This window comes from Consotaella salsifontis (genome assembly GCF_900167365.1).
Lineage (GTDB): Bacteria > Pseudomonadota > Alphaproteobacteria > Rhizobiales > Rhizobiaceae > Consotaella > Consotaella salsifontis.
Genome location: NZ_FUXL01000020.1, coordinates 1 through 13,732, shown reverse-complemented (window position 1 = coordinate 13,732; position 13,732 = coordinate 1). Strand labels below are relative to the sequence as shown.

The window sequence follows — 13,732 nt, the reverse complement described above, 5'->3', positions numbered from 1 at the left end:
TCTTCGAATCGGTGGGGAGAGAATGCCGAGCGACAGGATCGGGCATTTCGGGGAAATGGGAGGAATCAGGATGACCGAAAGCTCTCGATTGGCGACGGAACGCAGCGGCATTCTCGCCATCGGCAACCTGATCGTCGATAAGACTCACCGGATTTCGAGCTACCCGGCCGAATCGCTTCTCGCCCTCATCTCGGAAAGCGCGGCGAGCGTCGGGGGCGGCGCGGCCAATGTCCTTTTCGACCTTGCCCGCGTTGATCCATCCCTGAAGCTCGCGGTGGCGGGTCTGGTCGGCGACGACGAGGACGGCCGGTTCCTGCGCGGCGAATTCTCCAAAAGCGACATCGACACGAGTCACGTCGTCGTCCAGCCCGGTGCCACGACCTCCTTCACCCATGTCATGATCAGCCAAGCCAACGCGACCAGGACGTTCTTCCACTCCCACGGTGCAAACAGCCGCCTCGACGCCGGCTTCTGCGCCAGGCTCGATCATCCAGCCCGGATTGCCCATCTCGCCTACCTGCTGCTGCTCGAAGGCCTGGACATAGAAGACGCGGAGTACGGCTCGGCCGGAGCGCGTGCGCTCGCCATGCTGAAGGCGAAGGGCTTTCGAACGTCGCTGGACCTCGTATCCGATAATGAGGCGAGCCGCTACGCCCGCTTCGTCGTCCCAGCCCTTCCCCACACCGACTATCTCATCGTCAATGACGTCGAGGCCGCGCATCTGTCCGGCGTGGCTCTCCCACAGGGCGATCGGCCGGATTGGGAAGCCATGGACCGCGCCGCGCGCGCCATTCTGGCGATGGGCGTGGGAGAACTCGTGGCGATCCACTGCCCGGCCGGCGCCGTTGCGGCGACGGCAGATGGTGCCGCCCGCCACCAGCCGTCCTATCCCGTCCCCAAAGAGGAGATGGTGAGCGCGCTCGGCGCGGGCGATGCGTTCTGCGCCGGGGTTCTTTATGGACTTCACGAGGGTCATGACGTCGCCATGTGCCTGAAGCTCGGCACCGCCCTCGCCCACTTCAACCTCTTCGCGGCCTCGGCGGCCGGCGGCGCGGTGCCGCTCGACAGGCTCTTGGACCTGATCAGGCGGTACGATTAGAGCGACGCGCATCCGCGCCCGCACCTTCAATCATTGCCCGTCAGAGCGATTCAGGCCGTTGCCATCCGTCCACCAAAGCGAGCGGCACGTCGTTTCATCAGCTCGAGGATCTGATCGGGCCAAGCCGGGCTCCGCGCGTTAAGGTGACCTCCGCGATCATGGGCAGCCGCACGGTCCGCATCTGGCGACCGTCCTCGAGATCGCCGCGCAGGACGTTCGCCGTCCAGGCATCCCGGATCGAAACGACCGGCGCGCTGGTAGGCGCCCCCCGGCGGGGACACAAGGGCGAGAAACCTTCGGCGTCGTTGCGCCGGTCATCTTCGGCAGTTCGACGACATCGCCTTTTGACGAAATCGCCTTCTCCTCAATCGTGGCCCGCCGCGGCTGACCGCGCTTGTCACCTATGACCTGTCGGCGGCTCTTTGGGCCTTTGCGAGCAATGTCCAAGAAACTGCGGGGCTTGGCACCTCGGCTCTGAAGCGCCCCCGCCGCTGCCGGGATGATGAAGGCCCGGCCAAAGACTTCCACCAACGACTGCCCGGGTTTCGGCAATCTTCATGCTCTGAGCTGATCCCACAACGAAAAAGGCCCGGCAAATGCCGGGCCTTTCCCTACACCGTCGTGAGACGATGATTAGAAGTTACGCTGCAGGCGCAGGAAGCCCTGGGTCTGGTCGATGTCGTCGAAGCCATCCGGGTCGAGGTTGGTGTAGCTAACTTCAGCCAGAGCGAAGAAGTTCTTGGTGAAGTTGTAGCCGACGTCGCCGACGAGCTTGTAGTAGTCGGCATCGCCGTAGTTCACGAGCGCACCGGTACCGTCGAAGCCGTAGAGGTCGAAGGTCTTACCATAGACGCCCGACAGAGCGACGTTGACCTTGCCGAAGGACTGGCCGTAACCAGCGCCAACCTGCCACTCGACCGGCACATCACCCGGATCGAAGCCGAGATCGGTCTCTTCGTTCTGGTCAAGACCGTAGTACAGGTCGTTCGTGGAGTAGTTCGTCGGATCCGACGCCCAGCTGCCCTCGACCTTGAACTTCGCATCCTGCCACGGAGACACTTCGATGCCAGCCTTGACGGCGAACGCATCGTCGTAGTCGCCATTCGGGTCGAGACCGATGTAGTTGTAGCCGGTCAGGACCGCATCGACGTTGCCGGTCGCCGGGTTGTACACGAGGTCGTAGCCGGAGAAGGAGCCAGCGGCGTAGTCGCGCATGTTGTCGGTGTTCTCGTCGTACACACCGGCGACATAGACGCTGCCCCAGGCACCGCCGTACTTCAAGCTGCCGACAACGTCGGGCATCGCGTCGAGCGAGCCGTCGTCTTCGAGCGAAACCGCCGCTTCGAAGCCATTGGCAGCGAAAGTGTAGCCAACGCGGTTGACCGAGATATCGCCGACCGGCAGATCTTCGTCGGTGTAGAAGCCGTCGTTCCAGGTGAACAGGGAGTCCTGCTTACCAATGGTGAAGCCACCGAGGTTGACGTAAGCCTGGTCCATGCCAACGTCGTTGGAAGCGCCGCTGGTGTTGGTCGCCTGGAACCGGATGTACGACTGCAGTTCGCCGAGCTCGGTCTGCTCGCGGACGTCGATGTTCAGACGGGCACGGACGCGGGTGTAGACGTTGTAGTCGTCACCTTCGTCGTTGAGCACAGACGTGTCGCTGGCCGCCTTGAAGTCCATGCGGACGAGGCCGCCGAACTTGATGCAGGTTTCGGTGCCCGGGATGTAGAAGAAGCCGGCGCCGTAAACGTCGCAAACGCGGACGTAGTCAACGGGCTCGGGTTCGGCCATCACGACGGCGTCGGCGGCGCGAGCGCCAGAGACTGCGACGAGGGCCGCAGCGGAGCCGAGAAGAAGGCTCTTGATGTTCATGTCCTGACCTCCAGTCATTTAGGTTAGGGTTGGGCCTTTTTACGAAGGACAGCCTTCCCTGCCCCAATCCCCTCTTCGAAAGCCCCCGAAGCAATTGCTCCGCGTCCTTTCTGATGAGGACAATATCCAGGACCGTTCGCGTTGCAATCGTAGAAATGCCTCCGGAGCCCCCCTGAGACGCATTGGTCACACCGCTGTTGCGTCAAAGTCACGATTTTGCTTACCGACCGTTAACCAAGATGAAGAATGCCTTAACGAGACGGGCATCGGCGCCTCTGTTTCTCGGCTTTGGGCCGCGTTTGGCGGACAATGGGCGAGGAATCATCATCGCCCTCTGCAAGAGCCGGATCGGAACGTTGGAACGCCTGAGGCGTTTTCGCCACCGGAGCGGCGATCTTGCGTGAAGGAGTTGGTCGATGGCGCCACGCCCGGTGTGGAAGGGGCAGATTCGCCTGTCGCTGGTTTCGATCCCGGTGGAGATGTACGCGGCGACGTCGTCGGGCTCGTCCATCAGCTTTCGCCAGATCCACCGCGAAAGCGGCAAGCGGGTGCATTACGAAAAGGTGGTGCCGGGCCTCGGGCCAATCGATCCGGCCGACATCGTCAAGGGATACGAGATCGGCAAGGACGAGTATGTCCTTTTGACCGACGACGAAATAGACGACGTCAAGCTGGAGACCAAGAAGACGCTGGAACTGATCCAGTTCGTCGATACCTGCGAGATTCCACCGCTCTATTTCGACAAGCCCTATTATTTGGTTCCGCAGGACGAGCTCGCCGAGGATGCCTTCCGCGTCGTGCGAGACGCGCTGCGCCAGGCGTCCAAGACCGGCCTGGGGCAACTCTCGCTGCGCGGCAAGGAATACCTCGTCGCCATTCGGCCCTGCGGCACCGGCCTGCTCCTCGAAACGCTGCACTACGAGGACGAGATCAGAAAGTCCGACTCGATCTTCTCCGACATTTCGGCGGACAAGGCCGAGGAGGATCTTCTTGCGGTGGCGAGTGAGCTGATCAAGCGCAAGACGGGGCCCTTCGATGCCGCCGCCTTCAAGGACCATTACGTGGATGCCCTGAAGCGGTTGATCGCCGAGAAGCGCAAGTCCGGCGGCACCGCCTCGGTGGAAGAGGAGGAAGAGGAGACGCCGCGGCAGCAGAAGGGCAACATCGTCGACCTGATGTCGAGCCTCAAGAAGAGCCTGGAAAGCGATCGCTCCGACGGTGCGAGCAAGAAGAAGGAAGGCGCCAACTCGGAGAGCGCGAAGGGCGCCGCCGCGAAACGCGGCTCCACCAGCCGCAAAACTTCGGAGAAGAAGCAGACCGAGGCGAAGGGCGGGTCCTCGTCCTCCTCCCGGCGCCGCAAGTCCGCCTAAGGGTGTTTGCTCCCGATGGCGGCGACGACCCGGCACCTTCTCAAGAGCTATCGCGAGAAGCGCGACTTCAGCCAGACGGCCGAGCCGTCCGGAGACGCCGCGCCCCGCGCCGGCAAGGACCTCTTCTTTTGCGTTCAGAAGCACGACGCGACGCGCCTGCACTATGATTTCCGCGTCGAGTGGGAGGGCGTCCTGAAAAGCTGGGCCGTGACGCGCGGTCCGAGCTTCGACCCCGCCGACAAGCGGCTCGCGGTGCGCACGGAGGATCACCCTCTCGACTATGGCGACTTCGAGGGCACCATTCCGAAGGGCCAGTACGGCGGCGGCACGGTGATGCTTTGGGATCGCGGCACCTGGGAACCGGTCGGTGATGCCGAGGCGGGCCTTGCCGAGGGTTCCTTGAAGATGATCCTCCACGGCGAAAAGCTTGTCGGTCATTGGGCGCTCGTGCGGATGAAGCCCAAGAAGGGCGAGAAGCGCGAGAACTGGCTGCTGATCAAGGAGAAGGATGAGCACGCTGATCCCGACCGACATGTGACGGACGAGATGCCGTTGAGCGTGAAGACCGGCGGCGATCTCGACGCGATCGCGAATGGCCATTCGCCCGTCTGGCATAGCCGCAAGGCCAAGAGCAGCGAGAAGCCGGCGGCGGACAAGAAGAAGCCGGTCAAGCGGACCGGCAAGGCGCTGGCTCTTCCCGCTTTCCGCCCCGTCCAGCTCGCAACGCTTACCGATACTCCGCCGGAAGGCTCCGACTGGCTCAGCGAGATGAAGTACGACGGCTACAGGGCGCTCGTCGCCGTCGCGGCCGAGGAGGCCAAGCTCTACACCCGGACCGGCCTCGACTGGACGGAGAGATTCGCGGCGCTGCTGCCTTCGCTCCAGGCGCTCGCCTGCAAGAGCGCCCTGCTCGACGGCGAGGTGGTGGCGTTCGACGAGCACGGCGGCACCGATTTCTCGACGCTGCAGAAGCGGCTGAAGGAGGGCGGCGAGCTTGCGTATTTCGCTTTCGACCTGTTGGAGCTCGATGGCGCCGACCTTTCGCGTCTGCCGCTGATCGAACGCAAGAGCAGGCTGGAAAAGCTGGTTCGAGAAACGAATCAGCCGGCTCTTCTCTTCAGCGAACACGTGCGAGGCAGAGCCTCGGCCGTGCTCAAGGGCATCTGCGCCGCCGGCCACGAGGGAATTGTCGCCAAACGCGCCGACGCGCCGTACCGCGAAGGGCGCGGAACGTCGTGGCTGAAGGTGAAGTGCGGCAGGCGGCAGGAGTTCGTGATCGGCGGCTTTGCCGCCACCGATAAGAAGCGGCGCGCATTCCGATCGATTCTCCTCGGCACGTGGGAGGAAGGTCGGCTGCATTATCGCGGCAAGGTCGGAAGCGGCTTCGGCGACGGCCAGATGGCGGAGCTGATGGAGCGTTTCGAGGCGCTAAAGACGAAGGCTTCACCTTTCGCCGACCTGCCGCGAGAGGCGCGTCGTGGCGCCACCTTCATCGAGCCGACGCTGGTCGCCGAGGTCTCCTTTGCCGAACTAACCGCTGACGGCAACATCCGTCACGGCGTGTTCAAGGGCCTCCGGGAGGATAAGGCGGCGACCGAGGTGGTCGACGAGCGCCCGGCCGGAACACCCCCGAAGACGCAGCCGAAAGGGAAAGGAGCCGCCGCGATGACGAATGACGATGCCGCGCGCGTTGCGGGTGTCCGCCTGACACATCCCGATCGCGTCCTCTTCGAGAGCCAGGGCCTGACGAAGCGAGACCTCGCCCATTATTACGAGCGCGCGGCCGAGCGCATGCTCGTCTATGCGGGTGGCCGCCCCCTCTCCCTCGTCCGATGCCCGCAGGGGCGGCAAAAGGCATGCTTTTTCCAAAAGCACGACTCCGGAGGCTTTCCCGAGTCGGTCCGTAAGATCCCGATCACGGAGAAGGACGGCTCGACCGAGGATTATCTCTACGTTTCCGATGCGGCCGGCCTCGTCTCCGCCCTCCAGATGAACGCTCTCGAGTTCCACATCTGGGGCTCGCGCAACGACCGGATCGAAAATCCCGACCGCATGGTCTTCGATCTCGACCCCGACGAGGAGCTCGGCTTCGACGCGGTAAAGGCCGCCGCGATCGACCTCAAGGATAGGCTGGGGCGCCTCGGCCTCGACAGCTTCCCCCTCGTCAGCGGGGGCAAGGGCGTTCATGTCGTGGCGCCCCTCTCCCGGCGGCAGGACTGGACGAGCGTCAAGGCGTTCGCCCGCGCCTTTGCGAATACTGCCGCCGACGAGGAGCCACAGCGCTATGTCGCGACGATGTCCAAGGCCAAGCGCAAGGGCCGCATCTTCATCGACTGGCTGCGCAATGAACGCGGCTCCACCGCGATCGCGCCCTATTCCACGCGCTCGCGGCAGGGCGCGCCGGTGGCGACGCCTGTATCGTGGGAAGAACTGGAAGGGCTCGCCGCCGCCAATGTCTTCCATCCGGCGGACGTGCTCGCCCGGCTCGACCAACCCGACCCGTGGAGCGACTATGCGGGTGTCCGGCAGTCCCTGACCAAGAAGGCGCTGTCGGGCGTAGGCCTGGCGTGATAGGCCATCTTCCGTGTCTGGCGAGACTTGGCGGGCGGTGATCCCGCCGCCCACGGAGACGTTCAATGCCCTTCTATTCTCTTGACGGCCAAGAGCCGGAGCTTTCCGCTCCCCAAACCGTTTTCATCGCCCCTGGAGCCTATGCGATCGGCCGGGTCCGGCTGGGCGAGAATGTCGGCATCTGGTTCGGCGCCACCCTGCGCGGCGACAACGAGTGGATCGAGATCGGCGACGGCAGCAACATTCAAGAGAACGTCGTCTGCCACACCGACATGGGTTTTCCTCTGACGGTGGGAGCCTTCTGCACCATCGGCCACAGCGCCATTCTTCACGGCTGCACGATCGGCGACGGCACGACGGTCGGCATGGGCGCGACGGTGCTCAATGGCGCGACGGTCGGCCGAAATTCACTGATTGGCGCCGGCGCCCTGGTGACGGAAGGGAAGACGTTTCCGGACGGCGTTCTCCTCCTCGGCCAGCCTGCGAGAGTGGTCAGACCGCTTGAGGAATCCGAGATCGCCCGCCTTCGCCAAGGCGCGGAACACTATGTCGAAAAAGCGCGGCTGTTTCGCTCGACCCTGACCGTCCTGCCGCAGGAAAAGGCGGAAGCCTGATGATGAACGAAGCCATTCCCGCAGTGACGCCGCTTGTTCGCTCATTGCCCGCGACGATTCCCTTTGTCGGCCCCGAGGCCATCGAGCGCCGCACGGGTGTCGAGTTCCGGGCGCGGCTCGGTGCCAACGAAAGCGTCTTCGGCCCCTCGCCCCGCGTTGTCGAAGCCATGCGGCAGGCCGCGTCCGAGAGCTGGTCCTATGGCGATCCCGAGGTTCATGAATTGCGGCTGGCCATCGCGCGCCATCACGGCTTGCCGCCGGAGGCGATCTCGGTCGGCGAAGGCATAGACGGCTTGCTCGGCCTGCTCGTCCGCATGACGATCACTCCCGGCGATACGGTCGTGACCTCGTTCGGCGGCTATCCGACCTTCAACTATCACGTCACCGGCCATGGCGGCGTGCTTGTCACCGTTCCCTATCGGGATGATGCCGAGGATCTGGACGGGCTTCTCGCAAAGGCGAAGCAGACGCGCCCGAAGCTTCTCTATTTCGCCAACCCGGACAACCCGACGGGCTCCTGGCACGAGGCGGACGCCGTCGAGCGGCTGATTCTCGAGACGCCGCCAGAAACGATCCTGATTCTGGATGAAGCCTATGGCGACCTCGCGCCGCCGTCCGCTCTTCCGGCCATCTCGCTGCTGCGCCCCAATCTCGTGCGCTTTCGCACCTTTTCCAAGGCGTATGGGCTCGCGGGCATCCGCGTCGGTTATGCCGTCGGCGACCCATCGCTGATCGCGCAGTTCGACAAGGTGCGTAACCACTTCGGCATTTCGCGGGTCAGCCAGGTCGCGGCGCTCGCTGCCCTGTCGGACCAGGATTATCTCCGCGAGACTGTGGAGCGTATCGCCGCCGCGCGCCAGCGCCTGTCACAAATCGCCGTCGCCGCGGGGCTGAGGCCCCTCGCCTCGGGCACTAATTTCGTCGCGATCGATTGCGGCGGCGATGGCGCTCATGCGCGGCGCATCCTGGAGGGCGTGCTGCGCCGTGGCGTGTTCATCCGCATGCCCGGCACCGCTCCACTCGATCGGCTGATCCGGGTGACCGTCGGGCGGGACAGCGAACTCGATCTTTTCGCCGAGGCACTGTCGGGCGCTCTCGAGGAGGCACACGTCAGATAACGTCCGCTCAGTGGATCGAGTGCCACTCGCGGGCGGCGCGCAGAGCGCGAGCGATTTCGGTCTTCGACATCTGCGCGGCAACTTCCTGACGGTAGAACGCTGCTCGTTCCGCGCCCAGGCTGTCGGCGAGGTTGAAATACATATGGGCCGCGATGAGATCGGTGGCGGCGTCGCGCCCGGAGGCGCAGCGCATGCCCATCTCGAAAAGAACGTCGGCGCTCGGAGCCAGCGCCCCACCGGTGGTGGCGATCGAAGGGTCGAGAAGTTCGAAGCGTGCCATCGTCGTTTCCCTGTCGTTGGCGAAAGCGTCATCAGCGCCTTCGTCTTTGATGGGGGCATCATGACTCCCACGACTGAAAAGCCACCTAAAATTCTTGCCTAATTTGACTTAAACACCGAAGTAACCCACCGGAAACCTCCAGAAAACCGTGGCTAAAAATCGTTTTTTATCATACACATAGGCGATACCCTCTGGGTTGCTTACGATCCTTCCTTGAAGAAAGTATTCACCATTTCGCCATGAGGAGCCTGTCCTGAAGCGCCTGGGCGGGCTCATTTGTCGCGGGTATGGGCCGGCAAGATGCGGTGCCCGCGACAAAAGCAACCATCGCGAATATGAGGACGGACGCATACGGTTAATGAACGTCTTCCAGAAGATCGGACATTGACCATGTCGAATATCTTGCTGACGCATTCCCGCAGCCCGGCGGGCTCGGGCAACCCACTCACCCTGGGCGCAATCGTTCTCCTGGTCCTCGGAGCCGCCTTCATTGGCTTTGCGCATGGCGCCCTTCTCGCCGCGCTCTTCATTGTCGGCGCAGCTCTTGGGGTGACGCTTTACCACGCCGCCTTCGGCTTCACCGGCGCTTGGCGCGCCTTCATCGTGAACGGTCGCGGCGAAGGTTTGCGAGCCCAAATGCTGATGCTCGCCGTCGGCGTGATCCTGTTTTTCCCAGTGCTCGATGCCGGGCAATTGTTCGGGGCGCCGGTCCGGGGCTACGTTTCGCCCGTGGGGCTTTCGGTCATCGCGGGCTCGTTCATGTTCGGCCTCGGCATGCAGCTCGGGGGTGGATGCGCCTCCGGCACGCTCTTCACGGTGGGCGGGGGAAACGCCAGGATGGTCATCACCCTGCTCTTCTTCTGTGTCGGCTCAGTTCTGGGCACGGTCAACTTCGATTGGTGGACCTCGCTGCCGCACATGGCGCCGATCTCGCTGGTCGACCGCTTCGGCGCCGGCGGCGCGATGGCGCTTTCGCTGCTGCTGTTCGCGCTGGTCGCCGCCATCACCGTCAGGGTTGAGCGTGACCGCCACGGCTCACTCGAAAAGGAGAAGGTGCCGGATCATCACGGCATGCAACGCGTCCTGCGGGGACCCTGGCCCGTCATGATCGGGGGCGTGCTTCTGGCGCTTCTCAACTTCCTCACGCTGGCGCTCGCCGGAAAGCCCTGGGGAATCACCTCGGCGTTCGCTCTATGGGGCGCCAAGGGCGCGATGCTGTTCGGCGTCGACCCGACGCAGTGGTTCTATTGGCAGCAGCCGGCAAACGCGCATGCGCTCGCATCGCCGGTCCTGGCCGACGTCACCTCGGTGATGGATATCGGCATCATCCTCGGCGCCATGATCGCCGCGATGTTCGCCGGACGCTTCGCGCCGAACCTCCGCATACCGCTGCGTTCGGTCCTGGCGGCGGCCATCGGCGGCATTCTGCTCGGCTATGGCGCGCGCATCGCCTATGGCTGCAATATCGGCGCCTATTTCGGCGGCGTCGTATCCGGCAGCGTCCACGGTTGGCTGTGGCTGGTTTTCGCTTTTCTTGGCAACATGCTCGGCGTCAAGCTGCGCCCGTTCTTCTTCAAGCAGCCACCCGCGGGCATCACCAAGACCGCATGATGAACGACTGACGCGAAGCGGCCGGGCGGCATGTTCATGCAGCCCGGCCGTGTATCAGACTTCCGCTCGTGAGCGGTTGGCGCTACGTGCGCGAGCGCTGACCGAAGAGAACGCTCTGCGCATTCTTGTCGGTCGCAAGCTTCATCTTCTCGCGCTCTTCCTTGCCGATGACGAGCCCCTTGGCCACGGCGGGCCGTGCCATCATCGTGTCTAGCCAGCGCTTGAGGTTGGGAAACTCGGCGATGTCCTGCCCCTGGTTCTCCCAGAGCGAGGCCCAACCGATGCTCGCCATGTCGGCGATGGAATATTCACCGGCCAGGAATTCATGATCCGCAAGCCGCTTGTTCATCACACCGTAGAGCCGGTTCACCTCGTTGGTGTAGCGATCGATCGCATAAGGCAGCTTTTCCGGCGCATAGTTGCGGAAGTGATGGCACTGGCCGGCCATCGGGCCGAGACCGCCGACCTGCCAGAACAGCCATTCGTCGACGGCGACCCGCGCCCTTTCATCGCTTGGATAGAAGCGGCCGAACTTGCGGCCGAGATATTGCAGGATCGCGCCGGACTCGAAGACGGAGATCGGCTCGCCGCCCGGACCATCGGGATCGACGATCGCCGGCATCCGGTTGTTGGGCGAGATGGCCAGGAATTCAGGCTTGAACTGGTCGCCAGCACCGATGTTCACATAGTGGATCTCGTAAGGAACGCCGAGCTCCTCGAGCATGATCGAGATTTTCCAGCCGTTGGGCGTCGGCCAGTAATAAAGGGCGATGGGATTGGACGTGTTGTCCATGAAACAGCCTTTCGATGGGAGGATTGGCTTGCAGATGATAGGCGATTGATCTAGCGCATCGACGCGGCTTCGAAAAACCGCCTCTTTGATGGTGTGGAGTCCAGGCGCAGTCAGGTTAGGTTCAGCTTGGCCGTGCAACGGTGAGCGAATGATGTTCGGAGTCGTTCCGTGATGCTTGTCCGACTGGCGTTTCTCGTAGCCATCATCGCGCTGTTCGCAGCGAGCTTCAGCGCCATGGTGGATTCAAAGCAGGGTCCGTTGTTGCGCAACGTGGCGGGCAATCAAACCCTCGGGTGCGGATCTGAACGCGGCCATGGCTGCATCAACGGCAGCACCTCCGGCCTGTTTTAGGCGCCGGAGCGTTATAGCTTCGGCAATGCGGGGCACCTACCCCCTTCGATAAATCGTCATCGTGCAGTCTTCCGCCGGTCATGGCTTGCCGCTAGATTGCGGCATGACTCAGTTGACACAACTCTCACAGGCCTCCGTCGACCTGCCACTCGTCTCGCCCGAGCCGGTGGCGGCACGAGCCTTCAACGATCCAGCCGCAGCCGTCGAGGAGCTAACCCGGCTCTATGATCGCGCCGTCGCCTTCCTCACCGACCGGTTCAAGCACGTCCTCGAATCCAGCGAGACCGACCGGCACTACCGGGCGTTCTACCCGCAGATCTCGTTTGTCACCGACAGCCACGCGCGGGTCGATTCGCGCCTTGCCTACGGCCATGTTTCCGAGCCGGGCCACTATGCCGCGACGGTGACGCGACCGGATCTCTTCGGCCCTTATCTCGCCCAGCAGATCGAGCTGCTGCTGCGCAATCATGGCCATCCCGTCTATATCGGCGATTCGACGACGCCGATCCCGCTGCATTTCGCCTTCCGCGAGGGCTCCTATATCGACGGAGGCCAGGCGGCAAAGATGAACCGGCCGTTGCGCGACCTCTTCGACGTGCCTGATCTGGCTGCGACGGACGACCGAATCGTCAACGGCAATTTCGAGCCTCGGCCAGGCGAGCCTTTGCCCCTCGCCCCATTTACGGCCCAGCGAGTCGACTATTCGCTCCACCGCCTCGCCCACTACACGGCGACCAACCCACGCCACTTCCAGAACTTCGTCCTCTTCACGAACTACCAGTTCTATATCGACGAGTTCTGCATGATGGCGCGCGAGGTGATGGCTGGCGGCGGAGGCGGCTATTCCCATTTTGTCGAGCCCGGCAATCTCATCACGCGCGCCGGCGCCCGCGAGCCCGAATCCGGCGCGGCTCCGCTCAGGATGCCTCAGATGCCGGCCTATCACCTGGTACGCGAGCACGGCGCCGGCATTACCATGATCAACATCGGCGTTGGGCCGTCCAACGCCAAGACCATCACAGACCACGTCGCTGTGCTTCGCCCCCATTGCTGGCTGATGCTCGGGCACTGCGCGGGTTTGCGCAACACCCAGGCGCTTGGCGACTACGTGCTGGCCCACGCCTATGTGCGCGAGGATCACGTGCTCGACGCCGATCTGCCAATCTGGGTGCCGATCCCGGCCCTTGCCGAGGTGCAGGTCGCGCTGGAGGAAGCGGTCGCGGAAGTGACCGGTTATTCGGGCTATGACCTGAAGCGCATCATGCGCACCGGCACCGTCGCCACCATTGACAACCGGAACTGGGAGCTGCGCGACCAGACCGAGCCGGTCGAACGCCTCTCCCAGTCTCGGGCCATCGCCCTCGACATGGAATCGGCGACCATCGCAGCCAACGGCTACCGCTTCCGCGTGCCCTACGGAACGCTCCTCTGCGTCTCCGACAAGCCGCTGCATGGCGAGCTGAAGCTGCCCGGAATGGCGACGGAGTTCTACAACTCCCAGGTCGCCCAGCATCTGCGGATCGGCATTCGCGCCATAGAAAAGCTCGCGCAGATGCCGCCCGAGCGGCTCCATTCGCGAAAGCTGCGCTCCTTCTACGAGACCGCGTTCCAGTAGAAAGGCCGCCGCGCCAGGAATGAGGCGGCCGAGCAGGCGGCATCATCAAGAGACAGCGCGTAAGAGAAAGGCTACCCCGCCAGGCTCTGCCTTTCTCCTTCTGTTCCACGTCTCGGCTCGCCTCACATTGCCTGATAGGTTGGCCCTTCTCCGCCCTGCGGGGGGGCCCAGTCGATGTTGCCGTTGGGGTCCTTGATGTCGCAGGTCTTGCAGTGGATGCAGTTGGCCGCGTTGATGACGAAGCTCGCCTCCCCCTCCGTCTCCACCCATTCGTACACCGCTGCCGGGCAGTAGCGCTGCGACGGGCCGCCATAGACGTCGTGCTCCGAGCGCTTCTGCAGCGCCATGTCCTTCACCACCAGATGGACCGGCTGGTCCTCCTCGTGATGGGTGTTGGTCAGATACACCGACGACAGCCGATCGAAGGTGAGGACGCCG

12 protein-coding genes are annotated in these 13,732 nt (G+C 63.5%); 8 read left to right on the top strand and 4 right to left on the bottom strand.

Features of this window, described 5'->3' with window-relative positions:
• Positions 1-70 precede the first annotated feature (70 nt).
• Entirely contained in the window at positions 71-1,099 is a 1,029-nt protein-coding gene (locus B5D38_RS19725; RefSeq protein WP_165690924.1) for a carbohydrate kinase family protein, read from the top strand.
• A 633-nt stretch (positions 1,100-1,732) separates the two neighbouring features.
• Here the strand turns inward: B5D38_RS19725 and B5D38_RS19715 are convergent.
• Positions 1,733-2,971, bottom strand: coding sequence for a porin (locus tag B5D38_RS19715; protein ID WP_078710174.1), 1,239 nt, complete (start codon positions 2,969-2,971; stop codon positions 1,733-1,735).
• A 416-nt stretch (positions 2,972-3,387) separates the two neighbouring features.
• Here B5D38_RS19715 and ku point away from each other — a divergent pair, with 416 nt between their 5' ends.
• The 4 genes from ku (at position 3,388) to B5D38_RS19695 (ending at position 8,644) form a co-directional block, all read left to right on the top strand.
• Positions 3,388-4,341, top strand: coding sequence for a non-homologous end joining protein Ku (gene ku / locus B5D38_RS19710; protein WP_078710173.1), 954 nt, complete (start codon positions 3,388-3,390; stop codon positions 4,339-4,341).
• A gap of 15 nt (positions 4,342-4,356) precedes the next feature.
• Positions 4,357-6,912 (top strand): DNA ligase D, encoded by a 2,556-nt coding sequence (ligD, locus tag B5D38_RS19705; protein ID WP_078710172.1) that lies wholly within the window; start codon positions 4,357-4,359, stop codon positions 6,910-6,912.
• Between the two features lie 65 nt (positions 6,913-6,977).
• Positions 6,978-7,526 (top strand): gamma carbonic anhydrase family protein, encoded by a 549-nt coding sequence (locus B5D38_RS19700; protein ID WP_078710171.1) that lies wholly within the window; start codon positions 6,978-6,980, stop codon positions 7,524-7,526.
• Positions 7,526-8,644, top strand: coding sequence for a pyridoxal phosphate-dependent aminotransferase (locus tag B5D38_RS19695; RefSeq protein WP_425349346.1), 1,119 nt, complete (start codon positions 7,526-7,528; stop codon positions 8,642-8,644). Before B5D38_RS19700 ends, B5D38_RS19695 begins: the two co-directional genes overlap by 1 nt.
• 7 nt (positions 8,645-8,651) lie before the next feature.
• Here the strand turns inward: B5D38_RS19695 and B5D38_RS19690 are convergent, their stop codons facing one another.
• Positions 8,652-8,924, bottom strand: a complete 273-nt coding sequence (locus B5D38_RS19690) for a hypothetical protein (protein ID WP_078710170.1) — start codon at positions 8,922-8,924, stop codon at positions 8,652-8,654.
• Positions 8,925-9,314: 390 nt separating this feature from the next.
• Here B5D38_RS19690 and B5D38_RS19685 point away from each other — a divergent pair, with 390 nt between their 5' ends.
• On the top strand, positions 9,315-10,535 hold the full coding sequence (locus B5D38_RS19685; protein ID WP_078710169.1) for a YeeE/YedE family protein: 1,221 nt from the start codon (positions 9,315-9,317) through the stop codon (positions 10,533-10,535).
• An 82-nt stretch (positions 10,536-10,617) separates the two neighbouring features.
• Here the strand turns inward: B5D38_RS19685 and B5D38_RS19680 are convergent, their stop codons facing one another.
• Entirely contained in the window at positions 10,618-11,328 is a 711-nt protein-coding gene (locus B5D38_RS19680; protein ID WP_078710168.1) for a glutathione S-transferase N-terminal domain-containing protein, read from the bottom strand.
• A gap of 171 nt (positions 11,329-11,499) precedes the next feature.
• Here B5D38_RS19680 and B5D38_RS19675 point away from each other — a divergent pair, with 171 nt between their 5' ends.
• The gene (locus B5D38_RS19675) at positions 11,500-11,679 is read left to right on the top strand and encodes a hypothetical protein (protein WP_078710167.1); all 180 of its coding nucleotides are present in this window, start codon (positions 11,500-11,502) and stop codon (positions 11,677-11,679) included.
• A gap of 103 nt (positions 11,680-11,782) precedes the next feature.
• Positions 11,783-13,294 carry an AMP nucleosidase gene (locus B5D38_RS19670; protein WP_078710166.1) on the top strand — a complete coding sequence of 504 codons (1,512 nt, stop codon included), beginning with the start codon at positions 11,783-11,785 and terminating at the stop codon, positions 13,292-13,294.
• A gap of 122 nt (positions 13,295-13,416) precedes the next feature.
• Here B5D38_RS19670 and B5D38_RS19665 read toward each other — a convergent pair.
• Positions 13,417-13,732: 4Fe-4S dicluster domain-containing protein (locus B5D38_RS19665; protein ID WP_207553001.1), on the bottom strand; the 316-nt coding region annotated here is incomplete at its 5' end.

Excerpts from the sequence above, each read along its gene's own strand:
- B5D38_RS19725 (WP_165690924.1), top strand. The coding sequence starts at position 71 with ATGACCGAAAGCTCTCGATTGGCGACGGAACGCAGCGGCATTCTCGCC.
- B5D38_RS19715 (WP_078710174.1), bottom strand. The coding sequence starts at position 2,971 with ATGAACATCAAGAGCCTTCTTCTCGGCTCCGCTGCGGCCCTCGTCGCA.
- ku (WP_078710173.1), top strand. The coding sequence starts at position 3,388 with ATGGCGCCACGCCCGGTGTGGAAGGGGCAGATTCGCCTGTCGCTGGTT.
- ligD (WP_078710172.1), top strand. The coding sequence starts at position 4,357 with ATGGCGGCGACGACCCGGCACCTTCTCAAGAGCTATCGCGAGAAGCGC.
- B5D38_RS19700 (WP_078710171.1), top strand. The coding sequence starts at position 6,978 with ATGCCCTTCTATTCTCTTGACGGCCAAGAGCCGGAGCTTTCCGCTCCC.
- B5D38_RS19695 (WP_425349346.1), top strand. The coding sequence starts at position 7,526 with ATGATGAACGAAGCCATTCCCGCAGTGACGCCGCTTGTTCGCTCATTG.
- B5D38_RS19690 (WP_078710170.1), bottom strand. The coding sequence starts at position 8,924 with ATGGCACGCTTCGAACTTCTCGACCCTTCGATCGCCACCACCGGTGGG.
- B5D38_RS19685 (WP_078710169.1), top strand. The coding sequence starts at position 9,315 with ATGTCGAATATCTTGCTGACGCATTCCCGCAGCCCGGCGGGCTCGGGC.
- B5D38_RS19680 (WP_078710168.1), bottom strand. The coding sequence starts at position 11,328 with ATGGACAACACGTCCAATCCCATCGCCCTTTATTACTGGCCGACGCCC.
- B5D38_RS19675 (WP_078710167.1), top strand. The coding sequence starts at position 11,500 with ATGCTTGTCCGACTGGCGTTTCTCGTAGCCATCATCGCGCTGTTCGCA.
- B5D38_RS19670 (WP_078710166.1), top strand. The coding sequence starts at position 11,783 with ATGACTCAGTTGACACAACTCTCACAGGCCTCCGTCGACCTGCCACTC.